Origin of the sequence: Rhodanobacter geophilus, assembly GCF_040812275.1 — a bacterium.
Taxonomy (GTDB): domain Bacteria; phylum Pseudomonadota; class Gammaproteobacteria; order Xanthomonadales; family Rhodanobacteraceae; genus Rhodanobacter_A; species Rhodanobacter_A geophilus.
Genome location: NZ_JBFOHL010000004.1, coordinates 213,727 through 240,435, shown reverse-complemented (window position 1 = coordinate 240,435; position 26,709 = coordinate 213,727). Strand labels below are relative to the sequence as shown.

Here is a 26,709-nt window from a genome sequence, read left to right as displayed (position 1 = left end):
GCACCCTGATCGTTTCCGCGGTCTTCGTGGCCACCGCCGTCGGTGTGGCGATCTGGCTCTGGCCGCATCTGCCGGCACGCGTACCTAGCCATTGGGATGTCGATGGACAGCCGAACGGCTATGCCTCCCGGTTCTGGGCGGTGGCCATGTGGCCCCTGCTGATCGCCGGGCTGGCCGTGCTCGCGGCGGTGTTGCCGCGCATTTCGCCGAAGCGTTTCGAGATGGAGTCCTTCGCCGGCGTGTATGGCGTGCTGATGCTGGTGATCCAGGGCGTGATGCTGGTGCTGGGCATCACGGCGATGCTGGCCGGGGCCGGCCATGCCGTGCCGATGGCGGTCATTGCGCCGCTGGGCGTCGGCGTGCTGCTGATGGTGCTCGGCAATTACATGGGAAAGCTGCGCCGCAACTTCTTCATGGGCATCCGCACGCCATGGACGCTGGCCAGCGAGGCGGTGTGGGAACGCACGCACCGGCTGGCCGGCTGGACCTACGTGCTGGCCGGTGCAGCGATGGTCGTCCTTGGATTGGCCGGTGCCATGGTGGGATGGACGCTGGCAGCCGTGGTGGTCGTGCTGCTGATTCCAGCGATCTATTCGTATTTCATCTACCGACGCCTGGAAGGGCGCCATTCACCGGAAGGAGACGGGTCATGAAATTTGCGCATGTCTTGCTGGCTGCGGTCATTCTGTCTGCGCCCGCCGTTCACGCCGCCGATGTCCCGACTTCGGCATGCGTTGCCCATGCGGCCGCGTCGCTGGATGCCCTGACGCATGGCGATTACGCCGGTGCGCGCAAGGATTTCAGCGACGCCGTCGCAAGCAAGCTGAACGCTGACAGGCTTGAGCAGGCTTGGCAGCGATTGCAAAGCCTGCAGGGTGCCTACAGGTCGCACGACGCGCCGCGAGTGGCGGTTTTCGCTGGACATCCCGTCGTGCTGGCGACATTGAATTTCGCCAAGGCACGACTCGACTTCATGGTGGCCTGCGATGCGCAGGACAAGATCATCGGGTATCGGTTCGTGCCGCCGGAAACGCCCGTGCAGGCCCATGTCGAGGCCGATGGCGTGCGGGTGTCGCCCCTGGATGTGCCGACACCGGTCGGCCCATTGCGCGGCGTACTGACCATGCCGCCGGGAACCGGGCCGTTTCCTGCGGTGGTGATGGTGGCCGGTTCCGGCGCGCACGACATGGATGAGACCGTTGGCCCCAACAAACCGTTTCGCGATATCGCTGAAAGATTGGCGCGTGCTGGCGTCGCTTCTCTGCGTTACGACAAGCGGACCTTCGACCATCCCAAAGACTGGGGTGGCAAGAGCGGCCCCGTTATCGACGCGGAAGTGACCGACGACGCGGTGGCGGCGGCCCGTTTGCTGGCGCGGCAGGAAACCGTCGATCCGCGGCGCGTGTTCGTGCTCGGCCACAGCCTGGGCGCGATGATGGCGCCGCGTATCGGTGAGCACGACCCGCAGTTGGCAGGCCTGGTGCTGATGGCTGCGCCGGCGCGGCGAATCTTTGACGTGTTGGAGCAGCAGGTACGTGAGCAGACGGCCAAGGTCGACAATCAGTCGGCAGCCATTGCACAGGCGGTGCAACCCTATGTCGAGGAACAGAAGCTGCTGGCCGCGGTCGGTCCGGGACAGCCCGCGCCGCAGGGTGATTTCAAGGGCGTCCCGCAGGGCTACTGGCTGAGCTGGTCACGGGTTGATCCGGTGGCCGACGCCAGGGCGTTGTCGACGCCCATGCTGATCCTGCAGGGCAACGACGACTTCCAGGTATCGTCCACGCTGGACTTTGCGCACTGGCGGAAGGAATTGGCCGGCCGTCCGCATACGACTTTTCACCTGTATCCGGGTCTAAGCCACCTGTTCATGCCGGCGGGCAAGACCGGTACGCTGGCCGACTACAAGGCGCCTGCGCATGTGGATGCGGAGGTGATCGACGACATCGCGTCGTGGGTGAAGGCGCAGCCTGCGCGCTGACCGCAGGCAGGTCCCGGGTGGCCTCGGCTATAATCATCCGTTCGCTCATACCGATGCCGCATCCATGTTTGAATCGCTCAGCCAACGCCTCTCCGCCACCGTCAACCGCCTGCGCGGCCGCGGCCGGCTGACCGAGGAAAACATCCGCGAGGCCCTGCGCGAGGTGCGCATCGCGTTGCTGGAGGCCGACGTGGCGCTGCCGGTGGTGCAGGCGCTGATCCAGCGCGTCAAGGTGCGCGCGGTGGGCCAGGACGTGATGAAGAGCCTGTCGCCGGGCCAGGCGCTGGTGAAGGTGGTCAGCGACGAACTGACCGCGGTGATGGGCACGTCCAACAGCGAGTTGAACCTCGCCGCCACGCCGCCCGCCGTGGTGCTGATGGCCGGCCTGCAGGGTGCGGGCAAGACCACCACGGTGGCCAAGCTGGCGCGCCTGCTCACCGAGCGCAAGAAGAAAAAGGTGATGGTGGTGAGCTGCGACGTCTACCGTCCGGCCGCCATCGAGCAGTTGCGCACGCTGGCCGAACAGGTGGGCGTGAAGTTCTTCCCGTCCGCGGCCGGACAGGATCCGGTGCAGATCGCCAGGGACGCGGTCGCCGCCGCGCGCCGCGAAGTGGTCGACGTGCTGCTGGTCGACACCGCCGGCCGCCTGCACGTGGACGAGGCGATGATGGCCGAGATCAAGGCGCTGCACGCCGCGATCACGCCGGTCGAGACGCTGTTCGTGGTCGACTCGATGACCGGCCAGGACGCCGCCATCACGGCCAAGGCCTTCGCCGACGCGTTGCCGCTCACCGGCGTGGTGCTGACCAAGACCGACGGCGACGCCCGCGGCGGCGCGGCGCTGTCGGTGCGCTACGTCACCGGCCGCCCGATCAAGTTCCTGGGCGCGGGCGAGAAGACCGACGCGCTGGAGCCGTTCCATCCCGACCGCCTGGCGCAGCGCATCCTCGGCATGGGCGACGTGCTGTCGCTGGTCGAGGAGGTCGAGCGCAAGGTCGACCAGGAAAAGGCGCAGAAGCTGGCCCAGAAGGTGATGAAGGGCAAGCGCTTCGACCTCGAGGACATGCGCGACCAGCTGGAGCAGATGAACAACATGGGCGGCCTGGCCGGCCTGATGGACAAGCTGCCCGGCGTCTCCGGCCTGCCCGACAGCGTGAAGTCCAAGGTCAACGACGGCGAGATCAAGCGCATGGTGGCGATCATCGGCTCGATGACGCCGAAGGAGCGCCGCCATCCCAACCTGCTGAACGGCTCGCGCCGTGCCCGCGTGGCGAGGGGTTCGGGCACCCAGCCTGCCGACGTCAACCGCCTGCTGAAGCAGTACATGCAGATGGAGAAGATGATGTCCAAGCTCTCCCGCGGCGGCGGCAAGGGCCTGCTGCGCCAGATGAGCGGCGCGCTGAAGGGCATGGGCGGGATGGGCGGCATGGGCGGGCTCCCGCCGCGCTGACGCGAATACGGAGGCGGGCCATGGATGGCCCGCGCGTCCCGATCGCCATGGCGATCGGGACGGAGCCAAGGCCGCTTTGCCGGCCTTGGCGAGCCCGGGAAGGGCAGGAAAGCCCTTCCCGGGCTTCAGGCAAGGCTTCGGCTTTTCAGCTGGGCTGGCGCTGATGCCCATGCCGGAACCACGCCACCTCTTCCTTTTTCAACCGCAAGTCCCTAAAATGCCGCGTTTACCGCGCACGGTCTCAGTGCGTGTGGCCGGCGATTCCGGCATCTCTGGAGCTTTCATCATGGTCAAGATTCGTCTTTCGCGCGGTGGCGCCAAGGGCCGCCCGTTCTACCACGTCGTGGTCACCGATCAGCGCAACAAGCGCGACGGCCGCAACATCGAGAACGTGGGCTATTACAACCCGGTCGCCTCGGGCAAGGACAAGCGCCTCGAGCTGAACGTCGCGCGCGTGCAGGAGTGGGTGGGCAAGGGCGCCCAGCTGAGCGACAAGGTCGCCGCGCTCGTGAAGGAAGCCGGCAAGCAGCAGGCGGCCTGAGCCGGCTCTGATGAGTGAAGCGGCAGCCGGTCGGCGCGTCCCGGTCGGGCGCATCGTCGGGCTGTATGGCGTGCAGGGCTGGGTCAAGCTCGAATCCTGGACCGAGCCGCGCACGAAGATCTTCGACTACCACCCCTGGCTGCTGACGACGGCGCCGGGCGTGGTCAAGGAGATCGCGGGAGCGAAAGGGCGCCCGCAGGGCAAGGGCCTGGTGGCCTGCCTGCCCGGCGTGGACGACCGCGACACGGCAGCCGCCCTCGTCGGCAGCGACATCCACGTCGCCCGCGGGCAGCTGCCGCCTCCCGGCAAGGACGAGTATTACTGGGTCGACCTCGAAGGGCTCGAGGTCGTCACCACCGAAGGCGCGGTGCTCGGGCGGGTCAGCCACCTGTTCGCCACCGGCGCCAACGACGTGGTGGTGGTGCGGGACGGCGAGCGCGAGCGGCTGGTCCCCTTCATCCAGGGCAGTTACGTGCGTTCGGTGGACCTGTCCGGCGGGCGCATGGTGGTGGACTGGGATCCCGAATTCTGAAAGCTGGAGTTTGAGGTCCATGCGCATCGATGTCGTCACGCTGTTTCCCGACTTCATGCGCCAGTGCGCCGCCGTCGGTGTGGTGGGACGCGCGCAGCAGCGCGAGCTGCTGCAGGTGGAAACCTGGAACCCGCGCGACTACGCCACCGACAATTACCGTACCGTGGACGGCCGCACCTGCGGCGGCGGGCCCGGCATGGTGATGCTGATCGAGCCCTTGCGGACGGCCCTCGGGGCCATGCGCGAGGCGGCACCAGAACCGGTGCACGTGATTTACCTCAGTCCGCAGGGAGCGCGGCTGACGCAGGGCAGGGTGGAGGCGCTGGCCCAGATGCCGCGCATCGCCTTGCTCTGCGGGCGCTACGAGGGCGTGGACGAGCGGCTGCTGGCGCACGAGGTCGACGAGGAGCTTTCCATCGGCGACTATGTGCTGTCCGGCGGCGAGCTGGGTGCCGCAGTGGTGATCGACGCGGTGGGCAGGTTGCAGGACGGCGCGTTGAACGATGCGCAGTCGGCCGAGCAGGATTCGTTCTCGAACGGCCTGCTGGACTGCCCGCACTACGCGAAGCCGGTGCGGGACGCCTACGGCGAGGTGCCGGCGGTGCTGCTCTCCGGCGACCACGCGGCGATCCGCCGCTGGCGCCTGAAGCAGGCGCTGGGCCGGACCTGGCTCAGGCGCCCGGAGCTGTTGGCGCAACGCGCGCTGGATGCGGAGTCCCGTGCGTTGCTGGAAGAATTCCGTCGCGAACATTTCGCGGCGGGTGGAAGTTGAAGAGTGCGGACACGGATGGCCGCTGTTTGATCCTCGCGATCAGGATGATCGCAATTAACCAATGACAATCGCGGTCATGGATGGCCGCTGACAGAACCACCGCGGCAGGGAACGCCGCAAACCACTGAGGTCGCCATGAACAAGATCATCCAGCAGTTCGAAGCCGAGCAGATCACCCGTCCCTTGCCGGAGTTCGGCGCCGGCGACACCGTGGTGGTCAACGTCAAGGTGAAGGAAGGCAATCGCGAGCGCGTGCAGGCTTTCGAGGGCATCGTCATCGCCAAGCGCAACCGTGGCCTGCATTCGGCCTTCACCGTGCGCAAGATCTCGCACGGCACCGGCGTGGAGCGCGTGTTCCAGGCGCACAGCCCGGCCATCGATTCGGTCGAGGTGAAGCGCAAGGGCAAGGTGCGCGGCGCCAAGCTGTACTACCTGCGCGGCCTGGAAGGCAAGGCTGCCCGCATCAAGGAAGACATCGCCGCCGCCGCCGCGATCAAGGCCGCGAACAAGGCCGCCGCCAGCGCCGAGTAAGCGCGGGCGCCGTCATCGCAGCACACTGAAAACCCGCGGATCGCTCCGCGGGTTTTTTGTTGCCGGACGGCGGCAGAAAGGCAGGTGCCGGGGCGTCGCGGTCAATCCAGCCGCTGCGGCACCTGCAGGAAGTTGCCCTGCACGAAGTCCACGCCCGCGGAGAACAGCAGCGAGGTACTGGTGGCGTCCTCGACCCACTCGGCGATGGTCTGCTTCTTCAGTGCCTGGGCCTGCTGGCAGAGCTCGGTCACCTTCTTCTGGTTCTCGGGGTGTTGCGGCAGGTCGGCCATGTAGCTGCGGTCGATCTTGAGGTAGTCCGCGTCGATGTGGTTGAGCAGCTGGAACGAGTTGAGGCCCGAGCCGAACTGCTCCAGCGCGAAGCGGCCGCCGAGCTTTTTCCACGCCGAGACGAACTCCTGCGCGGGGCGCAGCAGGGTCATCACCTTGCTCTCGGTCATCTCCAGCACCAGCCGGCCGCGTTTGAGCCCGGCCTGGCCGAGGCGTTCGCCCAGCCACTTCAGCAGCGTGGCGTCCTGCAGCGAAGCGGCGGTGAGCTTGACGAAGAACGTGGTCGGCTGGCCCAGGCTTTCGCGCCGCTGCAGCGCATGGATGGTCTGGTCGAGCACCCAGCGGTCGATCGCGCCGGTGAGGCCGTGCTTCTCGGCGATCGGCATGAAGAAGCCGGGCAGCACCTCGCCCTGCGGGCCGTTCATGCGCAGCAGGATTTCGGAATAGTCGCCCTCGGCGTCCTGCAGGCTGATGGTCTGCTGGTGGTAGAGCATCAGGCCCTCGCCCTCCAGCGCCTTGCGCAGCAGGTCCAGCCAGTAGCGCTCGCGCTCCTCGTCGGCCTTCTCGCGCGCGGCGGGGTCGTGCAGCTCGACCTGGTTGCTGCCCAGGCTCTGGGCCGTGCGCAGGGACTGGCTGGCCTGGTTGAGCAGCAGCTCGGTGTTGGCGTTCTTCTCGCCGAGCAGGCTGCCGCCGACGCTGGCGGTGACCGTGATCGAGCGCGAGCCGGCGTCGAAGATCTCGCTGCCGATGTTGTGCTGCAGCCTGGCGATCCATTCCCGGATCGCCTCGTCCGGGCGGGAGTCGAGGATCACGCCCAGCGTGTGTTCGGCCAGCATGCCGGCGATGTCGTCCGCGCCCAGCAGCATGCGCACGCGGTCGGAGAAACCGGCCAGCAGTTCGTCGGCCTTGGCCAGCCCGATGCTGCCCACCAGCGCCGTCCAGTTGTCCGGCTCGATCAGCAGCAGCGACTGGCCCTTCTTGCCCTTGGCGGCGTCGATCACCGCGTGGTCGATGCTTTCCAGCATGTGCGCACGGTTGTACAGGCCGGTGACCGGGTCGCGCTGCAGCTGCGCGAGCATGGCCGGGTCGACCACCTGGCGGCGGAACACGATCTGCAGGCAGGGTTCGCCCTCGAACGTGGCCGGGGCGAATTCCACGGTGGCGTCGAACGGGCTGCCGTCGGCGCGGCGGGCGCGCAGGCTGACCTGGTTCGGCAGCTTCTCCTGGCGGGTGTGGCCGCGCAGCAGGTTCTTGAACTCGTCGACGTTGGCGGCGTCGATCATGTCGAGGATCGGCATGCCGAGCAGGTCGTCGAAGCTCTCGTGGCCGAAGGTTTCCAGGTAGGCCTGGTTGGCGCGCACGTGCACGCCTTCGTGCACGTAGGTGATGGCGTCGCGGGAGGAGTCGAGCAGGGCGTCGCAACGGCGCTCCAGTTCGCGCTGGGTGGCTTCCAGCCGGCGCAGCTGGCGCCGGGTCTGCAAGGCCTCGAATTCGCGCCGCAGCACGGCCAGCAGCTGGCCCGGCATGCTGCGCGCGGCGACCCCATGCACGCCCTGTTCGAACAGCTCCGCCACCTCCCGGTTGTCCAGCGAGCCGACCAGGCCGAGCAGGGAGTAGTCGCTGCCGTGGGCGTCGAGCATGCGCACCACGTCCGGCAGGGCGACGGTCCCATTGGCGGGGTCGAACATCACCAGGTCCGGCTCCAGCTCGGTCAGCGCGGCCTGCACCTGTTCCGCGGCGGTGGCACGTGCCGGGCGCACCGCGATGCCGGTGTTGCGCAGCAGGCTGATGATCTGCTCCGCCTCCTCGACCGAGTGCTCGATGAAGAGGATCCTGATGACAAAGTCTTTTTTCATGGGCTGCCGTGTTGCGGGAAGCGACTTCCGGGCGGGACGATGCGCAGGCTTGGTTGTAACGGATTGGCGGCGGAACTGCCAGCGGACGGCCAAACGGGCGTGACCGGTCGCCGGTTTACAACGGACATTTGGATGGCTCGCCGCCCACTTCGCGCACCAGCTTCGGCACCAGGTAGCCGGGCAGGCGGGCGCGCAGCGCATCCAGCAATGCCAGCGCGCGGGCGTCGTCCACCTCGAAATGCGCGGCGCCCTGCACGCGGTCGAGCTGATGCAGGTAGTAGGGCAGCACGCCGGCGGCGAACATCCGCTCGGACAGCGCGGCCAGCGCATCGGCATCGTCGTTGACGCCGCGCAGCAGCACCGACTGGTTCAGCACGGTGGCGCCCGTAGCACGCAGGCGGGCGCAGGCGGCATCCACGCCCGCGTCGAATTCGTTCGCGTGGTTGGCGTGCAGCACCACCACCTTCTGCAGCGGCAGGGCGGCCAGCCAGGCGACGAAGGCGTCATCGATGCGCTCGGGCAGTACCACCGGCAGGCGGGTATGGATGCGCAGTCGGGCCACGTGCGGGATGCCGGCGAGGCCTTGCGACAGCTCTTCCAGCTTGGCCGTGGACAGCGCCAGCGGATCGCCTCCGGAGAGGATCAGTTCGCCGATCGAGGCGTCGTCGCGCACGTGTTCCAGCGCCTTGCGCCATCGGCCGGCGGCGGCCATTTCCTCGCCATAGGGAAAGTGCCGGCGGAAGCAGTAGCGACAGTTGATCGCGCAGCTGCCGCTGGCGATCAGCAGGGCGCGGCCGCGGTACTTGTGCAGCACGCCTTGCGCTTCCCGTGCAGCCAGGTCGCCCACCGCGTCGGTCGCGAAGCCGGGCACCTCGTCCAGTTCGGCCAGCTGCGGCAGCACCTGCAGCAGCAGGGGATCGCGCGGATCGCCGTGGCGCATGCGGGCCACGAAGCCGCGCGGCACGCGCAGGGCAAAGCCGGCATCGGCCGGCGGCAGCTGCGCGGCGAACCGGGACAGGCCCAGCAGGGCAAGCAGTTCGGATGCATCGGTGACGGCTGCGCGCCACGACTGCCGCCAGTCATCGGCAGGCGCGCCGGGGGCGGGTGTAATGCGTGCGCCGGGGCTTGCGGTTATCATGTGGGGCCTTGTCCGGGCCGTACCGGACCCTCGAACCGCTCATTCTAGCCGCCTGCTGCGGCGCAGGGGTGCCGTTCGGGCCCTGACCATTCACCTCCTGGAGTTCACCGCATGGCCACCGCCGGTCTCAACGACGTCAAGAAGGGCATGAAGATCCTTCACAACAACGATCCGTGGATCATCACCGAAGCCGAGTTCATCAAGCCCGGCAAGGGCCAGGCGTTCACCCGCATCTTCATCCGCAACCTGAAGACCGGCCGCACCACCGAGCAGACGATGAAGTCCAGCGACAGCTTCGAGGTCGCCGACGTCACCGACACCGACATGCAGTACCTGTACTCCGACGGCGAGTTCTGGCACTTCATGCACCAGGAGTCGTTCGAGCAGCACCAGGCCAGCAAGGCCGGCATCGGCGACACCGCGAAGTGGCTGAAGGGCGAGGAAGAGTGCGTGGTCACGCTGTTCAACGGCGAGATCATCGCGGTGCAGGCGCCGAACTTCGTCGAGCTGAAGATCATCGAGACCGACCCCGGCGTGCGCGGCGACACCTCCGGCGGCGGCGGCAAGCCGGCCACGCTGGAAACCGGCGCCGTGGTGCGCGTGCCGCTGTTCGTGAGCCAGGACGAGATCATCAAGGTCGACACCCGCACCGGCGAATACGTCAGCCGCGTCGGCAAGTGACGAACCGGCGCGCGGGCTCTGCCCGCGCCTTTGCCGGTTCGTCATCCCGGCGAAAGCCGGGATCCAGTGAAGTACTCGTGCGCAGCACACAAAGCCCCTTCGCACGATCACACGAAAGTCACTGGATTCCGGCCTTCGCCGGAATGACGAGCAAAATGACGAGCCAAGGGGCGGCGCCGCAAGGTAGGCCGCCCTTCGCTTATCCGCTTGATGGAGTTTTTCATGAGCGAAACCCAGCCCCAGTCCATCGACCTTCTCATCGAAGCCCGCTGGGTCGTCCCGGTGGAGCCACACGGCATGGTGCTGGAAGACCACGCGGTGGCGATCGATGGCGACCGCATCGTGGCTCTGCTGCCGGTCACCGCGGCGCGCAAGGCCTACGCCCCACGCGAAACCGTCCGCCTGCCCGAGCACGCGCTGATCCCCGGCCTGGTCAACGCCCACACGCACAACCCGATGACCCTGCTGCGCGGGCTGGCCGACGACCTGCCGCTGATGGTGTGGCTGCAGCAGCACATCTGGCCGGCCGAGGCCAAGGTGATCGGCCCCGAGTTCGTGCGTGACGGCGTGGAGCTGGCGGTCGCCGAGATGCTGCGCGGCGGCACCACCTGCGCCAACGAGAACTACTTCTTCCCCGACGCCATCGGCGCCACCTACCGCAAGCTGGGCTTTCGCGCGGTGGTGGGCCTGCCGGTGATCGAGTTCCCCACCGCGTGGGCGAAGTCGCAGGACGAATACTTCGAGCGCGCCGGCGAAGTGCACGACGGCTTCCGTGGCGACGCGCTGGTCTCCACCGCGTTCGCGCCGCATGCGCCGTACACCGTCTCCGACGAGAGTTTCGAGCGCATCCGCGTGCTGGCCGACCAGCTCGACATCCCGGTGCACCTGCACCTGCACGAAACCGCGCACGAGGTCGAGGAAGAGAAGCGGAAGAGCGGCCTGCGCCCGTTCCAGCGCCTGCAGAAGCTGGGCCTGGTCAACGACCGCCTGATCGCGGTGCACATGACCCAGCTCACCGACGGCGAGATCGCCGCCTGTGCCGAGGCCGGCGTGTCGGTGGTGCACTGTCCCGAGTCCAACCTCAAGCTGGCCTCCGGCTTCTGCCCGGCGGAGAAGCTGCGCAAGGCCGGCGTGAACCTCGCCATCGGCACCGACGGCTGCGCCTCCAACAACGACCTCGACATGTTCGGCGAGCTGCGCACCGCCGCGCTGCTGGCCAAGGCGGTGGCGCAGGACGCCGCCGCCTTCGACGCCGCCAGCGCGCTGCGCGCGGCCACGCTGGGCGGCGCGAAGGCGATGGGGCTGGAGGCGAAGATCGGTTCGATCGAGCCGGGCAAGCAGGCCGACCTCGCCGCGGTGCGCCTGTCCGACCTGGAAACGCAGCCGCTGTACCACGTGGCCTCGCAGCTGGCCTACGCCACCAGTCGCCACCAGGTCAGCGACGTGTGGATCGCCGGCCACCGCAAGCTCGCCGCGCGCGAGCTGGTGGGCATGGACGTGGAGGCCATCCTTGCCCGCACGCGTGCCTGGCGCGAACGCATAGCGACGCATTGAATTCTCGCGCTCGTCCGTGGGCACGGAAGTCGCGAGGCGATCGTCCCTGGCCGCACTTTACAGTTGAACTTTTGCACTCATCCTTGAGCGCCAAGATCAAAAAGCAGCCATCCCTGGCTGCACTTTTCAACAGGCTTCCGCGATGAATCGCTATCTCGTGATGCTCATGCGCCGACCACAGTGCGACCCGGCGATCGTCCCGCTGCACCGCGAGTTCCTCGAAGACCTGCGCGCGCAGGGGCGCAACGAATTGTCCGGGCCGTTCAGCGACAAGTCCGGCGGCGCCTACCTGCTGCGTGCCGCGTCGCCAGCCGAGGCGCTGGCGATAGCCCATCGCGATCCCGCGCATACCAGTGGCGGCTGGGACATCACGGTGCACGAATGGCTTGCGGATTAGTTTTGCGCTCATCCATGAGCGCGAAGGTCAAGGAGCGGCCATCCGCGGCCCCGCTTTTCAATAGACTCATGAATCCACCGTGGACTCGAACATGACCGCAGCCAATGTCAGCCCTGCCGAGATCGCCCGCTTCGACCAGCTGGCCGCACGCTGGTGGGACCCGGACGGCGAGTCGCGCCCGCTGCATGACCTGAATCCCGTGCGCGCCGACTACGTCGCGGCGCGCGTGGACCTGCGCGGCGCGAAGCTCGCCGACGTCGGGTGTGGCGGCGGCCTGCTGAGCGAGGCGCTGGCCCGCGCGGGCGCCCAGGTCACCGGCATCGACATGGGCCTCAAGGTGATCGAGATCGCGCGCCTGCACCTGCATGAATCCGGCCTCAAGGTGGACTACCGCAAGCAGTCCTCCGCCGAGCTGGCCGCGACCGAGCCGGAGGCGTTCGACGCGGTGTGCTGCATGGAGCTGATCGAGCACGTGCCCGATCCCGCCGCGCTGGTGCATGACCTCGCCACCATGCTCAAGCCAGGCGGCCGCGTGTTCCTGTCCACGCTCAACCGCACGCCGGCCGCATTCGGCGCCGCCATCCTCGGCGCGGAATACCTGATGCGCCTGCTGCCGCGCGGCACCCACCACTACGCGCAGTTCCTCAAGCCTTCCGAGCTGGCGCGCCTGTTGCGCCAGACAGGCCTGGAGCTGGAAGACGTCAGCGGCCTCGGCTACAACCCGCTCAGCCGCAAGGCCTGGCTGAGCCGCATCACCCCGATCAACTACATCCTCTGCGCAAGGAAGCCGGCATGAAGCCCCTGCCAGCGAAAATCGCGGGCGTGCTGTTCGACCTCGACGGCACCCTGCTCGACAGCGCCCCCGATCTGCATGCCGCGCTCGCGGCCTATTGCGCCGAAGCCGGCGCGGTCGTGCCGGACTACGCCGCGGTGCGCGAGGTGGTTTCGCGCGGCAGCCGGGCGATCCTGCGTTGCGCGTTCGCCGAGAACGACGAAGCGCTGCTGGCGCGCCTGCCGCGCTACCTCGAGATCTACCAGGGCATGCTGGCGACGCACACGCGGCCATTCGACGGCATCGCTCCCCTGCTGGAGGCCATCGAGGCGCAGGAGCTGCGCTGGGGCATCGTCACCAACAAGCCCGGCTTCCTCACCGAGGAGCTGATCCAGCGCATGGACTGGGACCTGCGCGCCAGCGCGGTGGTCTGCGGCGACACCTTGCCGGTGAAGAAGCCCGACCCTGCGCCCGTGCTGCTGGCCTGCGAGCACGCGCAGGTGGAGCCCGCGCGCTGCGTGTTCGTGGGCGACGACGCGCGCGACGTCGAGGCCGGCCGCGCCGCCGGCCTGTACACGGTGGCGGTGCGCTGGGGCTATCTGGACGGCGGCGACCCGGAAAGCTGGGGCGCCGACGCGGTGCTCGACCATCCGCGCCAGCTGGCCGAACTGCTGGGGCTGCAGGTGACGGTGTGAACGAGCTGGCGGTATCCCACGGCGCGCTGCAGAGCTACGTCGACAAGTGGCTGGCGGTGCAGCCGGCACAGCGCGTGGCGCTGGCCTTCGTCGATCCGGCAAAGTACCCCGGCCATGTCGCGCTGGCTGCGCTGGAACAGGAACTGCTGTCCGCCAGCTACGGCATCCGCGAGCCGCAGGTGGCGCTGGGCAAGCTCAACTGGTGGGCCGAGGAACTGTCCGGCGCCGCGGCCAGCGGCGGCCGTCATCCGCTGACCCAGGTGCTGTTCGACGACGAACGCGCCCATGCGATTCCCGTCGAATGCTGGCTGGCCCCGGTGCTGGCCGCGATGGCGCAACTGGAAGAGGGCACGGCGGCGGATTTTTCCGCGCAGCTGGCCGCTGCCGGACCACTGCATGGCGCGCTGGCGGCGCTGGAAACCGCGTGGTGGTACGGCGACGCGGCGGTGCCGGAACGTGCTGCGCGCGTGGCCGTGCTCGGTCACCTGCTGTACGCGCTGCGCCGACTGGAGGACGACGCCGAGCGCGATCGCCTGCCCTTGCCGATGGCGCAGCTGGCCCGCTACGGCCTGGCCCGCACCGGCTTGCGCCAGCGCAGCGCGGCGCGCGACGAGGCGGTCAAGGCGCAGCTGGCCGACCTGCAATCGGCCTGGCGCGCATCGGCGCGCCTGCCCGGTCCGCTCAGCGTGTTCCGGGCACTGGAATCGCGCGAGGCCGAGCGCCTGCTGCGCCGTGCCCGTGGCGTAGACGATCCGCTGACCGTGTTGCAGCAGGGCGGCCGCGGGGGCTTCGGCACGACCTTCGCCGCCTGGCAGGCGGCTCGACGCTGGCACGGTGCGACGGACTGAGCGCGGCGGAACGCAGCGTTTCCCTGCCGTCTGCTGTTGCAATGCGAGAGGCTGGCCCAAAATAGGCAGCTTCGGTGGTGGCAACGCCGCTCCGCCCTGCGAGAACACCCATGCACAGCCACGAAAACACCGCCCGCCTGATGCCCGACGTCGCCGCCCAGGCGCAGCCACATCTGCGCGGCGCGCTGGACTGGGTGGGCATGGACGGCATCGAGGTGCCGGTGCGCTTCGATGCCGGCGACGGCGAAGTGCAACGCGCCAATGCCCAGGTCGGCGCTTTCGTCAACCTGGTGCATCCGGACAAGCGCGGCATCCACATGTCACGCCTGTACCTGCTGGTCGACCACCATCTCGGCACGCAGCCGCTGGGCGCGGCGATGCTGGAAAACCTGCTGCGCGCCTTCCTCGAGTCACACGCCGGCCTGTCCGACCACGCCCGCCTCAGCATCCGCTTCGACGCGCTGGTGCGCCGCAACGCCCTGCGCAGCGGCCACAGCGGCTGGCGCAGCTATCCGGTGTCGGTCGAGGCCAGCCTGGGCCCGGACGGCTTCCGGCTGGAGCTGGGCACCGAGGTGGTCTACTCCTCCACCTGCCCGGCCTCCGCCGCGCTGTCACGCCAGCTGATCCAGGAACAGTTCGCGAAGGACTTCAACGCGGCGAGCCCGGTCGACCCTGCCGCCGTGCTGGCCTGGCTGGGCAGCGAGCGCGGCATCGTCGCCACCCCGCACGCGCAGCGCAGCGTGGCGCGGCTGCTGGTGCGCCTGAGGGAAGGCGTGCCGTTCGACCTGATCGACACGCTCGACCGCGTGGAGCAGGCGCTGGGCACCCCGGTGCAGACCGCGGTCAAGCGCGAGGACGAACAGGCCTTCGCGCTCGCCAACGGCGGCAACCTGATGTTCTGCGAGGACGCCGCACGCCGCATCCAGCTCGCGCTGGACGCCGACGAGCGCCTCGCCGATTTCCATGTGCGCGTCGAGCATCAGGAGAGCCTGCATCCCCACGACGCGGTGGCCTACGCCAGCAAGGGCGTGCCCGGGGGCTTCGGCGCCTGATTGGTCCACGCTCGGTCACCGGGCCTTTTGACCCTGCGTGCGCGGCACCGTCCTCAGTGCACGTGCCGATCCCCGTGCGAGCGGCATGGCCGCAAATGGAAGCGCTCGGGCACCGGATCCTCGCCCCCCTCGCACAGCGGCTGGCAGCGCAGCAGGCGCCAACCGGTGAGCAGGCAACCGCGCCAGGGACCGAAGCGCGTGACTGCGACCCGTGCATAATCGGAGCAACTGGGGTAGAAACGACAACGCTGTCCCAGGAGGGGGCTGAGCCAGCGTTTGTAGAGGCGCAGCAGGAACAGCAGGAATCGGGTCGGAACATTCACGTTGCCGGAACAACTTGCCGCCGGTAGTGTTGCCTAGTATCCCAGAAGCCGGCTTGCCGGTGTAGGACACATGGGCTATAACACCCGGCCGCCAAGGCCAAAAATGGTGAAGGAATATGGCGAAAACCACGCGCAGTTCGACCACCGCCAAGGCTACCAAGGGAAAGGCTCGGGCCCGGGCGCATGATGCTGCAGCCGGCAAGGCGAAAGCCGTCGGCGCGCGGACATCGAAGGCCACGGTGAAGACCCCCGCGAAAAAGGCTGCAGCCAAGAAGCCTGTCGCGAAGAAGGTGGCCAAGCCCGCCGTGAAAAAGCCGGTGGCCAAGAAGCCCGTGGCGAAGAAGATCGCGGCAAGGAAGCCGGCAGCTGCCAGCAAGCAGGCGGCGAAGAAAGTCACGAAGCCAGCGGCCAGGAAGCCCGCAGCCGCGAAGTCGACAAGGCCGGCTGCAAAAAAGCCAGCCGCCAAGCCGGTCATCGCCCGCAAGGCAGTGACCAAGTCCGTGCCGAAACCGGCCGCGAAGAAGGTTGCGAAACCGGCTGCCAAGCCGGCGCAGAAGCCGGTACCGAAGCCGGCGCCGAAGCCGGTTGCGGCGAAGCCGGCGGCCGTTGCCAGGCCGGGCAAGGACAAGCCTGTCGTTTCCCGGCCCGTGGCCGCACCGGCCAAGGCCGCGCCTGCCGAGAAGAAACCATCCCCGCCCGCCGCCTTGCCGCTCAAGGGCAAGGTGGCGAGTGCCACGGCCATGGTGTTGCCGCGTACCGCGAGCGCCACGGCTCATGCATCCCACAAGCCATCGAAAAACGCATCGTCCTCAATGAACAAGCAGGCTGCAAAAATCCTAGACAACGGCGTGACCCGCGAAGACGGGCGCTACGCCTTGCCCGCCACCACCCAGATCGCATTGCCCAAGGGTTATCGCCCCTCCAGCAAGGAGGAGTACATGAACCCGATGCACCTGGCCTACTTCCGCAACAAGCTGCGCGACTGGCGCGACCAGCTGGTCGAGGAGTCGCGCCAGACCATGGACAACCTGCGCGACGAGGTGCGCGACGTGGGCGACGAGGCCGAGCGCGCCACGCGCGAGACCGAGAATTCGCTGGAACTGCGCACCCGCGACCGCTACCGCAAGCTGATCTCCAAGATCGACAAGGCGCTGCGCCGCATCGAGGAAGGCAGCTACGGCTACTGCGAGGAAACCGACGAGGAGATCGGCGTCGACCGCCTCGATGCACGCCCGATCGCCACGCTGTCGCTGGATGCCCAGGAGCGGCGCGAGCACCTGCAGAAGCAGATGGGGGATTGATGGCGGTTCTCTGCGCTCCTCCATGAGCGCGAAGATCAAACCGGCATCCATGCCGGACTCCACACAAAAAGCCCCGCCTCGAGCGGGGCTTTTTGTGTGGGCGCGAAACGAAAAGAGGCCCGCTCTTTTCTTATTCCTTGCCGTCGGTGGCCGCCGCGGCGTAGCTCTTCAGCTTCGCCAGCATCGCCGCCAGCCCGTTCGAACGCGTGGGCGAGAGGTGCTTGGCCAGGCCGATGGCCTGGATGAAGTCCGGTTCGGTGGCCACGATCTCGGCGGCCGGGCGGCCGGAATACACGCGCAGCACCAGGGCGATCAGGCCGGAGACGATCGCCGAGTCGCTGGCTGCCGCGAAATGCATGCGCGCAGCGTCGCCGCCGGGCACCAGCCACACCATCGACTGGCAGCCGTGCACGCGCCAGGCCTCGCTGCGGTACTCATCGGGGAATGGCGGCAATTGCCGGCCGAGGTCGATCAGGTACTGGTAGCGCTCGCTCCACTCGCTGAAGTAGGCGAACTCCTCGGCGATCTCGCGTTGCGCCTCGTCGGCGCTCGATGTGGCAGTGGTGTTCATGCGCCCATTATCGCGCGTGCGCCGGCGCAGCGCGAAATGGCGGGTATCAGGCCTTGGCCACGCTCCAGCGCGTACCCTGGGCACCGTCCTCGATCACCACGCCCATCGCGGTGAGCTCGGCACGGATCGCGTCGGCACGGGCGAAATCGCGTGCGGCGCGGGCCGCGCGGCGCTCTTCCAGCAACGTTTCAACCCTTGCGGCATCGACAGCGGCGCCGCCGGCCTGCTTGAACCAGGCCTCCGGATCCTGCTGCAACAGGCCGAGCAGGGCGCCGCCGCCGAGCAGGGCGGCCTTGGCTTCGGGCGTGCCCCGTGCGCGCGCGGCGTCGGCCAGCACGGAAAGTTCGGCCAACGCCTGCGGCGTGTTGAGGTCGTCGCACAATGCGGCCTCGATCGATTCCGGTGCCGGCAGTCGCGCGGTGTCCACGTCGACATCGGCGAGATCGCGCAGCACGCGGTACCAGCCGTCCAGCGTGCCCACCGACTGCGCGATCGCGGCGCCGGACCAGTCCAGCGGCTGGCGGTAGTGGCCGCTCAGCAGGCGCAGGCGCAGCGCCTCGGCGGGATGGTGCTTCAGCAGCTCGTGCAGCTGCAGCACGTTGCCCAGCGACTTGGACATCTTGCGGCCGTCGAAGGTGAGCATGCCGTTGTGCAGCCACCAGCGCGCGAAGACCTTGCCGCCGTGGGCGCAGGTGGACTGGGCGATCTCGTTCTCGTGGTGCGGGAACAGCAGGTCGTTGCCGCCGGCGTGGATGTCGATGGTCTCGCCCAGGTGCTTCCCGGCCATCGCCGAGCACTCGATGTGCCAGCCGGGGCGGCCGCGTCCCCAGGGGCTGTCCCAGCCGGGCAGTTCCGGCGTGGAAGGCTTCCACAGCACGAAGTCGGCAGGGTTCTTCTTGTACGGCGCCACTTCCACGCGGGCGCCGGCGATCATCTCTTCGGTGTCGCGGCCGGAGAGCTTGCCGTAGTCGGGGTAGCTGGCCACGTCGAACAGCACGTGGCCTTCCGCCGCGTAGGCGTGACCGCCGGCGATCAGCCGCCCGATCATCGCCACGATCGGGCCGATGTGCGCGGTGGCACAGGGTTCCACGTCGGGTGGTGCGATGCCCAGCTTCGCCATGTCCTCGCGGTAGGCGGCGCTGAACTTGCCGGTGATCGCCTCGATGCCCACGCCCTGTTCCAGCGCGGCGGCGTTGATCTTGTCGTCCACGTCGGTGATGTTGCGGGCGTAGACCACCTGCGGGTAATGCCGGCGCAGCAGCTTGGCCAGCACGTCGAACACCACCGGGCCGCGCGCGTTGCCGATGTGCACGTAGTTGTAGACGGTGGGGCCGCACACGTACATCGTCACCCGCCCGGGGACGAGCGGCAGGAACGGCTCGGTACGACGGGTCAGGCTGTTGTAGAGCGAAATCGGCATCGGCGGGGTTCCGGGCGGTGGCTGCGGATGCGGGCCAGCCGCGCATCTTAACAAGGTGTAAGCAGGGCGGCGGCAAGGCGCCGCACCCGGGGAATTCTAAGCCGCGATTCAGTGTCCATTTGCTGCAATCGGTCATGCGCCGAAGTTGCGTCCGAAACATCCTCTGGAGTCCGTGAAATGCCCAAGCTTCTTCTTGCCACGCTGGTGCTGGCCCTGGTCGCCACCGGCGTCCAGGCGCAGGACGCGCGCTACCCCGGCCCGCCGCCGGGGCCGCCGCCGCAGGACGACAACGCCCACTACGGTTGGGCCGACGTGCTGCGGGTCGATCCGGTGTATGGCGTTGCCCGCACCGAGGTGCCGCGCCAGGTATGCCAGGACCAGACCGTGGTGCAGCAGCGCCCGGGCAACACGACCGCGGGTTCCATCCTGGGTGCCGTCGTGGGTGGCGTGCTGGGCAGCACGGTCGGACACGGCAACGGTCGCACGCTCAGCACGGCGGTGGGTGCCGTGGCCGGTGGCGCGGTCGGTGGCCAGGTGGCGGCGAACAGCGGCAGCCAGACCACGCAGACGGTGACCAATTGCCACCAGGTGAGCACGGTGAGCGAGCAGCGCCAGATCATGGGCTACGACGTGGAATACCGCTATCGTGGCGAGGTCTACGAGTCGCGCCTGAACTACGACCCCGGCGAGCGCCTGCGCGTGCGGGTGAGCGTGACTCCCGCCGATTGATGTTCGGAGGCGCCGCCTGCTGACGGCGCCTTCGCCCATGCCTTGGCGATCATCCTTGATCGCGAGGACCAAATGGGCGGCCATCCATGCCGCACTTGCAACGGCATGTTGCATGGCAGCGAAAATCCCGTCATGATGGCGCCTCGCCCGACTGGAACCTCCCGTGTCCACAGCCGTCTATACCGCCAATGTCCTGACCAGCGCCCGCATGGCTGCCGGCATGACGTCGCGTGCGCGCCGACCGCTGGACGGACATTCGGCCGGGTAGGCTGTCGCGCGCTGCTGCATCACGTATCGACGAAAACCCGGCCATCGTGCCGGGTTTTTTGTTCTGGATTCTGGAGTTGTTTCACGCGGATCCGTCCGCGCACGGCAAAGCCGGCCGCCCATGGCCGGATCATCGACAACAGCATTTCACCGAGGGCGATTCCACCCATGACCATCCGCCACTTCCTCACCACCCAGGACTGGAGCCGCGCCGAGATCGACGCGCTGCTGGAGCAGGCCGCCGCGTTCAAGCGTTCGCCCGCGGGTGCGCAGCTGGCCGGCAAGTCGGTGGCGCTGCTGTTCTTCAACCCCTCGATGCGCACGCGCACCAGCTTCGAACTGGGTGCGTTCCAGCTTGGCGGCCATGCGGTGGTGCTGTCGCCCGGCAAGGACGCGTGGCCGATCGAGTTCGAGCCGGGCATGGTGATGGATGGCGAGCCGGAGGAGCACATCGCCGAGGTGGCGCGCGTGCTGAGCCGCTACGCCGACCTGATCTGCGTGCGCGCCTTCCCGAAGTTCCAGGACTGGTCGGTGGACCGCCAGGACAAGGTCATCAAGGCTTTCGCGCAGTACGCCACGGTGCCGGTGATCAACATGGAGACGATCACCCATCCCTGCCAGGAACTGGCCCATGCGCTGGCGCTGCGCGAACACCTGGGCGACCTCGCGAAGAAGAAGTACGTGCTCACCTGGACCTACCACCCCAAGCCGCTCAACACCGCGGTGGCCAACTCCGCGCTGCTGATCGCCACCAAGATGGGCATGGACGTGACCCTGCTGTGCCCCACGCCCGACTACGTGCTGGACGAGCGCTACATGGAATTCGGCCGTCTGAATGCCGAGCAGAACGGCGGCTCGCTCAAGGTCAGCCACGACATCGAGGAAGCCTACAGCGGCGCCGACGTGGTGTACGCCAAGAGCTGGGGCGCGCTGCCGTACTTCGGCCGGTGGGAGCAGGAGAAGCCCATTCGCGAGGCGCACAGGCACTTCATCGTGGACGAGGCCAAGATGGCACTGACCAACCATGGCCTGTTCAGCCACTGCCTGCCGCTGCGGCGCAACGTCAAGGCCACCGACGCGGTGATGGACGCACCGTACTGCATCGCCATCGACGAAGCCGAGAACCGCCTGCACGTGCAGAAGGCGGTGATGGCCACGTTGGCCGGCCGGCGCTGAGCCGCCCATGTACATGCCCAAGTCGTTCGTCGAGACGCGCCCGCAAGCCCTGCACGGGCTGATCCGCGACTACCCGTTCGCCACCGTGGTGGCGAGCGCGGCGGAGGGCGTCGTAGCCAACCATTTTCCGCTGGAGCTGGTGGACGGCGCGCTGCACGGCCACGTGGCGCGCGGCAACGAACTGGCGCGGATGGATGGCGCCGAGGTGCTGGCGGTCTTCCAGGGGCCGCAGGCCTATGTCAGCCCGAACTGGTATCCGACCAAGGCGGAGACGCAGCGCGAAGTGCCGACCTGGAACTACGCGGTGGTGCACGTGCGCGGACGCCTGAAGATCGTCGAGGATGCGGCCTGGCTGCGCGCGCTGCTGGAGCGGCTCACCGACCACCACGAGGCCACCGAGCCGCGGCCGTGGCGGGTCGCCGACGCACCGGACGACCACGTCGCGAAGCTGCTGCAGGCCATCGTCGGCATCGAGATCGCCGTCGAGAGCATCGAGGGCAAGTTCAAGCTCAGCCAGAACCACCCGGAGCGCAACCGCCTCGGCGTGATCGCCGGCCTGCGCCGCCGCGGCGGCGACGGTGATGCGACGCTGGCCGAATGGATGGCCAGACTGGAAGAGGGCGCGCCGTGAGCCACACGCACCGCTATCGCGTCGACGTGGTCTGGACCGGCAATCGCGGCACCGGCACCGACGGCTATCGCAACTACAGCCGCAACCATGTGATCCGCGTGCCCGGCAAGCCGGAGCTGGCCGGTTCGTCCGATCCCACCTTCCGCGGCGACGCCACGAGGCACAACCCGGAAGACATGCTGGTGGCCGCGCTGTCCACCTGCCACATGCTGTCCTACCTGCACATGGCCACCGTGGCCGGCGTGGTCGTGGTGGCCTACGACGACAGCGCCGAAGGCACGATGCTCGCTGAGGGCGACGGCGGCCGTTTCACCGAAGTGGTGCTGCGCCCGGTGGTCACCATCCGCGCCGACAGCGATCCCGCCAAGGCGCTGGCCGCGCACGAGGCCGCGCACCACGCCTGCTTCATCGCCAACTCCGTGAATTTCCCGGTGCGTTGCGAGCCGCGCATCGTCGTTTCCTCCGATTGACATCTTCCCCGACCAGGATTCGCAAGCCATGAGCAAAGACATCGTCCTCGCCTTCTCCGGCGGCCTCGACACCAGCTTCTGCGTGCCCTACCTCAAGGAACGCGGCTGGGCCGTGCACACCGTGTTCGCCGACACCGGCGGCGTGGATGCCGAGGAGCGCGCCTTCATCGAGAACCGCGCGCAGGAACTGGGTGTGGCCAGCCACGTCACCGTGGACGGCGGCCCGGCGATCTGGGCGGGCTTTGTGAAGCCCTTCGTGTGGGCGGGCGAGGGCTACCAGGGCCAGTACCCGCTGCTGGTGTCGGACCGCTACCTGATCGTGGAAGCCGCGCTGAAGCGCGCCGCCGAGCTGGGCACGCGCGCCATCGCGCATGGCTGCACCGGCATGGGCAACGACCAGGTGCGCTTCGACCTTGCGGTGAAGTCGCTGGGCGACTACGAGATCGTGGCGCCGATCCGCGAGATCCAGAAGGAGCACACGCAGACGCGCGCCTACGAGCAGAAGTTCCTGGAGGAGCGCGGCTTCGGCGTGCGTGCCAAGCAGCAGGCCTACACCATCAACGAGAACCTGCTCGGCGTCACCATGTCCGGCGGCGAGATCGACAAGTGGGAAGCCCCGGGCGAGGGCGCGCGCGGCTGGTGCAAGCCGCGTGCCGAATGGCCGTCTGCGCCGCTGCGCGTGAAGATCGGTTTCGAGCGGGGCGAGGCGGTGACGCTGGACGGCGAGAAGCTCGCCGGCCACAAGCTGCTGGCGAAGCTCAACGCGCTGTTCGCGCCCTACGGCGTGGGCCGCGGCCTCTACACCGGCGACACCACCATCGGCCTCAAGGGCCGCATCATCTTCGAGGCGCCGGGCCTGGTCTCGCTGCTGGCCGCGCACCGCGCGCTGGAAGAGGCGGTGCTCAGCAAGCAGCAGAACCGCTTCAAGCCGGAGGTGGCGCGCAAGTGGGTGGAGGTGGTGTACGAGGGCTTCTTCCACGACCCGCTCAAGGCCGACCTGGAAGCCTTCCTCGCCTCCAGCCAGTCCACCGTCAACGGCGAGGTCACGCTGGAGACCCACGGCGGCGTGGTGAATGCCGTGGCCGTCGCGTCGAAGCACATCCTCAACGCCAAGGGCGCCACCTACGCGCAGTCGGCCGACTGGGGCGTGGCCGAGGCCGAGGGCTTCATCAAGCTGTTCGGCATGAGCAGCACGCTGTGGGCCGAGGTCAACTGCTGACATGTTCGCATCCCTGTTCGCGTACAAGGCGTGGGCGAACGCCGCCATGCTGGAGGCCATGCTCGCCATCGACGGCGGGCGTTTCCCCGAGCAGCGGCGCAAGGCCATCCGCGTGATGAACCACACGTTCGTGGTGGACCGGATCTTCGCGGCGCATCTGCTGGGCGAGCCAAACCCGTACGCCGCCACCAATACCGAGGAAACGCCGGAGCTTGCGGTCCTGGCGGCAAGCATCCGCGCCAGCGATGCCTGGCTGGCCGGCTATGCGCGCGAGCTGCCGGCGGAGCGCATGGGCGACCGCATCCGCTTCCATTTCACCGACGGCAAGGCGGGCGAGATGTCGCGCGCCGAAATGCTGCAGCACCTGATCGTGCATGGCGCCTACCACCGGGGCGCGGTCGGGCAGATCCTCGATGCCTTGTCGCTGCCGCGCCCCGCCGACACCATCAACGTCTATCTGCACACGACGGAGCCGTGGCGCCGCGAACACGGGAGCGCTGCCCCATGAGCGCCTTGCAGGTCAGCACGGACAAGGATCGGCTCGACATCGGACTGATCCACCGTTTCCTCGCCACCGAGGCCTACTGGTGCCGCGGCATCCCGCGCGGGACGGTGGAACGGGCCATCGCCGGTTCGCTGTGCTTCGGCGGCTATGTGGATGGACGCCAGGTGGCGTTCGCGCGCGTGGTCACCGACGGCGCCACGTTTGCCTATCTGGCCGACGTGTTCGTGCTGCCGGGACATCGCGGGCAGGGCCATTCCAAGGCGCTGATGGCGGAGGTGATGGCGCACCCGCAATTGCAGGGGCTGCGCCGTTTCAGCCTGGCCACCGGCGACGCGCATGGCCTGTATGCCGGTTTTGGTTTCACCGCACCCGCGCGGCCGCAGAACCTGATGGAAAAACTCGATCAGGACATCTACACGAGAGCATCAGGCCAGCCATGAGTCCGTTGCTGCAATCCACCCTGGAACACCTGAAGGCGCTGGTGTCGTTCGACACGCGCAACCCGCCGCGTGCGATCAGCACGGGCGGCATCTTCGACTACATCCGCGCGCAGCTGCCCGGCTTCGACATCACGGTGAGCGACCACGGCGCCGGTGCGGTCGGCCTGCATGCGGTGCGTGGCCAGCCGAAGCTGCTGTTCAACGTGCACCTGGACACGGTGCCCGATTCGCCGGCGTGGACGGCCAGTCCGCACGAGCTTCGCGTGACGGCGGGCTGCGCCATCGGCCTTGGCGCCTGCGACATCAAGGGTGCCGCTGCGGCGCTGCTGGCGGTGGCGAATGCCAGCGGCGGCGACATGGCGCTGCTGTTCACCACCGATGAAGAGGCCAACGATCCGCGTTGCATCGCGAGTTTCCTCCACGCTTTTCCCCCTCTCCCCTTGGGAGAGGGTCGGGGTGAGGGTACGGGCGGAGCAGGGCGTGGCGGCAATATCGAACCCTCACCCCAACCCCTCTCCCGAGGGGAGAGGGGCTATGAAGCGGTGATCGTGGCCGAGCCCACCAGGGGCGAAGCGGTGCTGGCGCACCGTGGCATCCAGTCGGTGCTGATGCGCTTTGCCGGCCATGCCGGCCATGCGTCGGGCGAGCAGAAGCCGGGCGACAGCGCCTTGCACCAGGCGGTGCGCTGGGGCGATGCCGCGCTGGATTTCGTGGCCGCGCAATCGCACGAGCGCTTTGGCGGGCTCACCGGCCTGCGTTTCAACATCGGCCGCATCGAGGGCGGCATCAAGGCGAACATGATCGCGCCCAGCGCCGAGCTGCGCTTCGGCATGCGGCCCCTGCCGACGATGCATCCCGACGGTCTGCTCGAACGCTTCCGCGCGCTGGCCGAGCCGGCGCCTGCGCATTTCGAGGAAACCTTCCGCGGCCCTTCGCTGCCGGCGGGGGATACCGCCACCGCCGAGGCGCGCCGGCTGGCGGCGCGCGATCTGGCCGACGAACTGGAGATCCCCGTGGGCAATGCGGTGGATTTCTGGACCGAGGCCTCGCTGTTTTCCGCCGCCGGCTATACCGCCTTCGTCTATGGCCCGGGCGACATCGCGCAGGCGCACACCGCCGACGAGTGGGTGGCGCTCGACCAGTTGCAGCATTACGCCGAAGTGATTTTTCGCCTTATCGAGAAGTGCGGCCATGGAAGGCCGCCTTTTGACTCTAGCGTTCAGGAATGAACGCACAGGAAAACATGACAGTGGAAACGCACAAGCACACCCGCAAGACCATCGTGCGCCTGCTCTCGGCCATGGGCAGCGCGAAGGAAATCCAGCAGTACCTCAAGCGCTTCTCCGAGGTGGACGCCAAGCGCTTCGCCGTGGTGAAGGTGGGCGGCGCGGTGCTGCGCGACGAGCTGCAGGATCTCGCCTCCTCGCTCACCTTCCTGCAGCAGGTGGGCCTCACGCCCATCGTGCTGCATGGCGCCGGCCCGCAGCTCGACGAGGAGCTGTCCGCCGCCGGCATCGAGAAGCAGACGGTGAACGGCCTGCGCGTCACCTCGCCGAAGGCGCTGGGCATCGTGCGCCGCGTGTTCCAGCAGCAGAACCTCAAGCTGGTCGAGGCGCTGCAGGCGATGGACACGCGCGCCACCTCGGTGGCCTCCGGCGTTTTCATGGCAAGCTACCTAGACCGCGATGCGCTGGGCATGGTCGGCAAGGTGGAGAGCATCAACCTTGCGCCGATCGAGGCGGGCCTGCGCGCCAACTCGATCCCGGTGATCGCCAGCCTGGGCGAGACCGACGAGGGGCAGATCCTCAACATCAACGCCGACGTCGCCGCCAACGAGCTGGTGCGCGTGCTGCAGCCGTACAAGATCGTGTTCCTCACCGGCACCGGCGGCCTGCTCGACGGCGAAGGCAAGGTGATCGACTCGATCAACCTCAGCACCGAGTACGAGCACCTGATGGCGCAGCCGTGGATCAACGGCGGCATGCGCCTGAAGATCGAGCAGATCGCCGACCTGCTGAATAGCCTGCCGCTCACCTCGTCGGTGTCGATCACGCGCCCCGCCGAGCTGGCCAAGGAACTGTTCACGCACAAGGGATCGGGCACCCTGGTGCGGCGTGGCGAGAAGGTGCAGCGCTTCGAGTCGTGGGATGGCATCGACCGGGCGCGCATGCGCGAACTGATCGAATCCAGCTTCGGCCGCGAGCTGGTGGCGGACTATTTCGAGCGCACCGCGCCGTACCGCATCTACGTGAGCGAGAACTACCGCGCGGCGATGATACTCACCATGGAGGATGGCCTTCCATATCTCGACAAGTTCGCCGTGCTCGATGATGCGCAGGGCGAGGGCCTGGGTCGTGCCGTCTGGCAGGTGATGCGCGAGGAGAACCCGCAGCTGTTCTGGCGCTCGCGCCACGGCAACCAGGTCAACATTTTTTACTACGCCGAATCCGACGGTTGCCTCAAGCAGCCGAAGTGGAAGGTGTTCTGGTACGGCCTCGATGGAAATTTCGACACCATCGCCCGCTGCGTGGCGCATTGCGCACAGCGGCAGCCGACGCTGATCGGGTGAATG

Annotated in this window: 30 protein-coding genes; 24 read left to right on the top strand and 6 right to left on the bottom strand. The window is 68.0% G+C overall.

Annotated features, from left to right (window positions below; translation table 11 throughout):
* Positions 1–26: 26 nt before the first annotated feature.
* From ABQJ56_RS06615 to rplS, 7 genes are all read left to right on the top strand, one after another.
* The gene (locus ABQJ56_RS06615) at positions 27–653 is read left to right on the top strand and encodes an SdpI family protein (RefSeq protein ID WP_367844203.1); all 627 of its coding nucleotides are present in this window, start codon (positions 27–29) and stop codon (positions 651–653) included.
* Positions 650–1,978, top strand: a complete 1,329-nt coding sequence (locus tag ABQJ56_RS06610; protein ID WP_367844202.1) for an alpha/beta fold hydrolase — start codon at positions 650–652, stop codon at positions 1,976–1,978. Before ABQJ56_RS06615 ends, ABQJ56_RS06610 begins: the two co-directional genes overlap by 4 nt.
* Positions 1,979–2,042: 64 nt before the next feature.
* A complete protein-coding gene (ffh, locus tag ABQJ56_RS06605) occupies positions 2,043–3,428 on the top strand; it encodes a signal recognition particle protein (RefSeq protein WP_367844201.1) in 1,386 nt (461 codons plus the stop codon).
* 286 nt (positions 3,429–3,714) lie between these two features.
* The gene (rpsP, locus tag ABQJ56_RS06600) at positions 3,715–3,969 is read left to right on the top strand and encodes a 30S ribosomal protein S16 (protein ID WP_367844200.1); all 255 of its coding nucleotides are present in this window, start codon (positions 3,715–3,717) and stop codon (positions 3,967–3,969) included.
* A 10-nt stretch (positions 3,970–3,979) separates the two neighbouring features.
* Positions 3,980–4,501 carry a ribosome maturation factor RimM gene (gene rimM / locus ABQJ56_RS06595; protein WP_367844199.1) on the top strand — a complete coding sequence of 174 codons (522 nt, stop codon included), beginning with the start codon at positions 3,980–3,982 and terminating at the stop codon, positions 4,499–4,501.
* Between the two features lie 19 nt (positions 4,502–4,520).
* Entirely contained in the window at positions 4,521–5,273 is a 753-nt protein-coding gene (trmD, locus tag ABQJ56_RS06590) for a tRNA (guanosine(37)-N1)-methyltransferase TrmD (protein ID WP_367844198.1), read from the top strand.
* A gap of 135 nt (positions 5,274–5,408) precedes the next feature.
* Entirely contained in the window at positions 5,409–5,804 is a 396-nt protein-coding gene (gene rplS / locus ABQJ56_RS06585) for a 50S ribosomal protein L19 (protein ID WP_077482024.1), read from the top strand.
* A 101-nt stretch (positions 5,805–5,905) separates the two neighbouring features.
* On the opposite strand, the gene ABQJ56_RS06580 is transcribed toward rplS, so the two are convergent.
* On the bottom strand, positions 5,906–7,948 hold the full coding sequence (locus ABQJ56_RS06580) for an EAL domain-containing response regulator (protein WP_367844197.1): 2,043 nt from the start codon (positions 7,946–7,948) through the stop codon (positions 5,906–5,908).
* Between the two features lie 115 nt (positions 7,949–8,063).
* A complete protein-coding gene (gene epmB, locus ABQJ56_RS06575) occupies positions 8,064–9,086 on the bottom strand; it encodes an EF-P beta-lysylation protein EpmB (protein WP_367844196.1) in 1,023 nt (340 codons plus the stop codon).
* 111 nt (positions 9,087–9,197) lie between these two features.
* On the opposite strand from epmB, the gene efp reads away from it, so the two are divergent.
* The 7 genes from efp (at position 9,198) to folE2 (ending at position 15,085) form a co-directional block, all read left to right on the top strand.
* Entirely contained in the window at positions 9,198–9,767 is a 570-nt protein-coding gene (gene efp / locus ABQJ56_RS06570; protein ID WP_367844195.1) for an elongation factor P, read from the top strand.
* A 222-nt stretch (positions 9,768–9,989) separates the two neighbouring features.
* Entirely contained in the window at positions 9,990–11,321 is a 1,332-nt protein-coding gene (locus tag ABQJ56_RS06565; protein WP_367844194.1) for a TRZ/ATZ family hydrolase, read from the top strand.
* Between the two features lie 142 nt (positions 11,322–11,463).
* Positions 11,464–11,718, top strand: coding sequence for a YciI family protein (locus tag ABQJ56_RS06560; protein WP_367844193.1), 255 nt, complete (start codon positions 11,464–11,466; stop codon positions 11,716–11,718).
* Positions 11,719–11,809: 91 nt separating this feature from the next.
* Positions 11,810–12,514 (top strand): bifunctional 2-polyprenyl-6-hydroxyphenol methylase/3-demethylubiquinol 3-O-methyltransferase UbiG, encoded by a 705-nt coding sequence (ubiG, locus tag ABQJ56_RS06555; protein WP_367844192.1) that lies wholly within the window; start codon positions 11,810–11,812, stop codon positions 12,512–12,514.
* Positions 12,511–13,185 (top strand): phosphoglycolate phosphatase, encoded by a 675-nt coding sequence (gene gph / locus ABQJ56_RS06550; protein ID WP_367844191.1) that lies wholly within the window; start codon positions 12,511–12,513, stop codon positions 13,183–13,185. The genes ubiG and gph overlap by 4 nt, the downstream gene beginning before the upstream one ends.
* On the top strand, positions 13,182–14,033 hold the full coding sequence (locus tag ABQJ56_RS06545; RefSeq protein ID WP_367844190.1) for a squalene/phytoene synthase family protein: 852 nt from the start codon (positions 13,182–13,184) through the stop codon (positions 14,031–14,033). Before gph ends, ABQJ56_RS06545 begins: the two co-directional genes overlap by 4 nt.
* 110 nt (positions 14,034–14,143) lie before the next feature.
* Complete coding sequence (folE2, locus tag ABQJ56_RS06540; protein WP_367844189.1) at positions 14,144–15,085, top strand: GTP cyclohydrolase FolE2; 942 nt, start codon at positions 14,144–14,146, stop codon at positions 15,083–15,085.
* Between the two features lie 53 nt (positions 15,086–15,138).
* On the opposite strand, the gene yidD is transcribed toward folE2, so the two are convergent.
* A complete protein-coding gene (yidD, locus tag ABQJ56_RS06535) occupies positions 15,139–15,408 on the bottom strand; it encodes a membrane protein insertion efficiency factor YidD (protein ID WP_367844188.1) in 270 nt (89 codons plus the stop codon).
* Positions 15,409–15,524: 116 nt separating this feature from the next.
* Here yidD and dksA point away from each other — a divergent pair, with 116 nt between their 5' ends.
* Positions 15,525–16,709: an RNA polymerase-binding protein DksA gene (dksA, locus tag ABQJ56_RS06530; RefSeq protein WP_367844187.1), complete on the top strand. Its 1,185-nt coding sequence runs from the start codon at positions 15,525–15,527 to the stop codon at positions 16,707–16,709.
* 130 nt (positions 16,710–16,839) lie between these two features.
* Here the strand turns inward: dksA and ABQJ56_RS06525 are convergent, their stop codons facing one another.
* Together ABQJ56_RS06525 and cysS are read right to left on the bottom strand one after the other, a co-directional pair.
* Complete coding sequence (locus ABQJ56_RS06525) at positions 16,840–17,280, bottom strand: SufE family protein (RefSeq protein WP_367844186.1); 441 nt, start codon at positions 17,278–17,280, stop codon at positions 16,840–16,842.
* 46 nt (positions 17,281–17,326) lie between these two features.
* Positions 17,327–18,700, bottom strand: coding sequence for a cysteine--tRNA ligase (gene cysS, locus ABQJ56_RS06520; RefSeq protein ID WP_367844185.1), 1,374 nt, complete (start codon positions 18,698–18,700; stop codon positions 17,327–17,329).
* Positions 18,701–18,877: 177 nt separating this feature from the next.
* Here cysS and ABQJ56_RS06515 point away from each other — a divergent pair, with 177 nt between their 5' ends.
* On the top strand, positions 18,878–19,429 hold the full coding sequence (locus tag ABQJ56_RS06515) for a glycine zipper 2TM domain-containing protein (RefSeq protein WP_367844184.1): 552 nt from the start codon (positions 18,878–18,880) through the stop codon (positions 19,427–19,429).
* Between the two features lie 287 nt (positions 19,430–19,716).
* On the opposite strand, the gene ABQJ56_RS06510 is transcribed toward ABQJ56_RS06515, so the two are convergent.
* Entirely contained in the window at positions 19,717–19,866 is a 150-nt protein-coding gene (locus ABQJ56_RS06510) for a hypothetical protein (RefSeq protein WP_367844183.1), read from the bottom strand.
* On the opposite strand from ABQJ56_RS06510, the gene ABQJ56_RS06505 reads away from it, so the two are divergent.
* The 8 genes from ABQJ56_RS06505 to ABQJ56_RS06470 are packed head-to-tail and all read left to right on the top strand — an operon-like array spanning position 19,865 to position 26,706.
* The gene (locus ABQJ56_RS06505; RefSeq protein ID WP_367844182.1) at positions 19,865–20,872 is read left to right on the top strand and encodes an N-acetylornithine carbamoyltransferase; all 1,008 of its coding nucleotides are present in this window, start codon (positions 19,865–19,867) and stop codon (positions 20,870–20,872) included. The two genes, ABQJ56_RS06510 and ABQJ56_RS06505, sit on opposite strands and share 2 nt — an antisense overlap.
* Positions 20,873–20,879: 7 nt before the next feature.
* Entirely contained in the window at positions 20,880–21,503 is a 624-nt protein-coding gene (locus ABQJ56_RS06500) for an FMN-binding negative transcriptional regulator (RefSeq protein ID WP_367844181.1), read from the top strand.
* On the top strand, positions 21,500–21,973 hold the full coding sequence (locus ABQJ56_RS06495; protein WP_367844180.1) for an OsmC family protein: 474 nt from the start codon (positions 21,500–21,502) through the stop codon (positions 21,971–21,973). The genes ABQJ56_RS06500 and ABQJ56_RS06495 overlap by 4 nt, the downstream gene beginning before the upstream one ends.
* A gap of 28 nt (positions 21,974–22,001) precedes the next feature.
* Positions 22,002–23,192 (top strand): argininosuccinate synthase, encoded by a 1,191-nt coding sequence (locus tag ABQJ56_RS06490; RefSeq protein WP_367844179.1) that lies wholly within the window; start codon positions 22,002–22,004, stop codon positions 23,190–23,192.
* Position 23,193: 1 nt separating this feature from the next.
* Positions 23,194–23,700 carry a DinB family protein gene (locus tag ABQJ56_RS06485; protein ID WP_367844178.1) on the top strand — a complete coding sequence of 169 codons (507 nt, stop codon included), beginning with the start codon at positions 23,194–23,196 and terminating at the stop codon, positions 23,698–23,700.
* A complete protein-coding gene (locus ABQJ56_RS06480) occupies positions 23,697–24,137 on the top strand; it encodes a GNAT family N-acetyltransferase (RefSeq protein ID WP_367844177.1) in 441 nt (146 codons plus the stop codon). The genes ABQJ56_RS06485 and ABQJ56_RS06480 overlap by 4 nt, the downstream gene beginning before the upstream one ends.
* Entirely contained in the window at positions 24,134–25,366 is a 1,233-nt protein-coding gene (locus ABQJ56_RS06475; RefSeq protein WP_367844176.1) for an acetylornithine deacetylase, read from the top strand. Before ABQJ56_RS06480 ends, ABQJ56_RS06475 begins: the two co-directional genes overlap by 4 nt.
* 14 nt (positions 25,367–25,380) lie before the next feature.
* Positions 25,381–26,706: an acetylglutamate kinase gene (locus ABQJ56_RS06470; RefSeq protein WP_367844223.1), complete on the top strand. Its 1,326-nt coding sequence runs from the start codon at positions 25,381–25,383 to the stop codon at positions 26,704–26,706.
* Positions 26,707–26,709: the final 3 nt, after the last annotated feature.

Coding starts and splice junctions, on each gene's coding strand:
- rplS (WP_077482024.1), top strand. CDS start 5,409: ATGAACAAGATCATCCAGCAGTTCGAAGCCGAGCAGATCACCCGTCCC.
- ubiG (WP_367844192.1), top strand. CDS start 11,810: ATGACCGCAGCCAATGTCAGCCCTGCCGAGATCGCCCGCTTCGACCAG.
- ABQJ56_RS06510 (WP_367844183.1), bottom strand. CDS start 19,866: ATGGGTGGAATCGCCCTCGGTGAAATGCTGTTGTCGATGATCCGGCCA.
- trmD (WP_367844198.1), top strand. CDS start 4,521: ATGCGCATCGATGTCGTCACGCTGTTTCCCGACTTCATGCGCCAGTGC.
- ABQJ56_RS06500 (WP_367844181.1), top strand. CDS start 20,880: ATGTACATGCCCAAGTCGTTCGTCGAGACGCGCCCGCAAGCCCTGCAC.
- ABQJ56_RS06525 (WP_367844186.1), bottom strand. CDS start 17,280: ATGAACACCACTGCCACATCGAGCGCCGACGAGGCGCAACGCGAGATC.
- ABQJ56_RS06480 (WP_367844177.1), top strand. CDS start 23,697: ATGAGCGCCTTGCAGGTCAGCACGGACAAGGATCGGCTCGACATCGGA.
- dksA (WP_367844187.1), top strand. CDS start 15,525: ATGGCGAAAACCACGCGCAGTTCGACCACCGCCAAGGCTACCAAGGGA.
- epmB (WP_367844196.1), bottom strand. CDS start 9,086: ATGATAACCGCAAGCCCCGGCGCACGCATTACACCCGCCCCCGGCGCG.
- ABQJ56_RS06565 (WP_367844194.1), top strand. CDS start 9,990: ATGAGCGAAACCCAGCCCCAGTCCATCGACCTTCTCATCGAAGCCCGC.
- ABQJ56_RS06580 (WP_367844197.1), bottom strand. CDS start 7,948: ATGAAAAAAGACTTTGTCATCAGGATCCTCTTCATCGAGCACTCGGTC.
- cysS (WP_367844185.1), bottom strand. CDS start 18,700: ATGCCGATTTCGCTCTACAACAGCCTGACCCGTCGTACCGAGCCGTTC.
- folE2 (WP_367844189.1), top strand. CDS start 14,144: ATGCACAGCCACGAAAACACCGCCCGCCTGATGCCCGACGTCGCCGCC.
- rpsP (WP_367844200.1), top strand. CDS start 3,715: ATGGTCAAGATTCGTCTTTCGCGCGGTGGCGCCAAGGGCCGCCCGTTC.
- ABQJ56_RS06560 (WP_367844193.1), top strand. CDS start 11,464: ATGAATCGCTATCTCGTGATGCTCATGCGCCGACCACAGTGCGACCCG.
- ffh (WP_367844201.1), top strand. CDS start 2,043: ATGTTTGAATCGCTCAGCCAACGCCTCTCCGCCACCGTCAACCGCCTG.
- ABQJ56_RS06490 (WP_367844179.1), top strand. CDS start 22,002: ATGAGCAAAGACATCGTCCTCGCCTTCTCCGGCGGCCTCGACACCAGC.
- gph (WP_367844191.1), top strand. CDS start 12,511: ATGAAGCCCCTGCCAGCGAAAATCGCGGGCGTGCTGTTCGACCTCGAC.
- ABQJ56_RS06515 (WP_367844184.1), top strand. CDS start 18,878: ATGCCCAAGCTTCTTCTTGCCACGCTGGTGCTGGCCCTGGTCGCCACC.
- ABQJ56_RS06610 (WP_367844202.1), top strand. CDS start 650: ATGAAATTTGCGCATGTCTTGCTGGCTGCGGTCATTCTGTCTGCGCCC.
- ABQJ56_RS06470 (WP_367844223.1), top strand. CDS start 25,381: ATGACAGTGGAAACGCACAAGCACACCCGCAAGACCATCGTGCGCCTG.
- ABQJ56_RS06505 (WP_367844182.1), top strand. CDS start 19,865: ATGACCATCCGCCACTTCCTCACCACCCAGGACTGGAGCCGCGCCGAG.
- efp (WP_367844195.1), top strand. CDS start 9,198: ATGGCCACCGCCGGTCTCAACGACGTCAAGAAGGGCATGAAGATCCTT.
- ABQJ56_RS06485 (WP_367844178.1), top strand. CDS start 23,194: ATGTTCGCATCCCTGTTCGCGTACAAGGCGTGGGCGAACGCCGCCATG.
- ABQJ56_RS06475 (WP_367844176.1), top strand. CDS start 24,134: ATGAGTCCGTTGCTGCAATCCACCCTGGAACACCTGAAGGCGCTGGTG.
- rimM (WP_367844199.1), top strand. CDS start 3,980: ATGAGTGAAGCGGCAGCCGGTCGGCGCGTCCCGGTCGGGCGCATCGTC.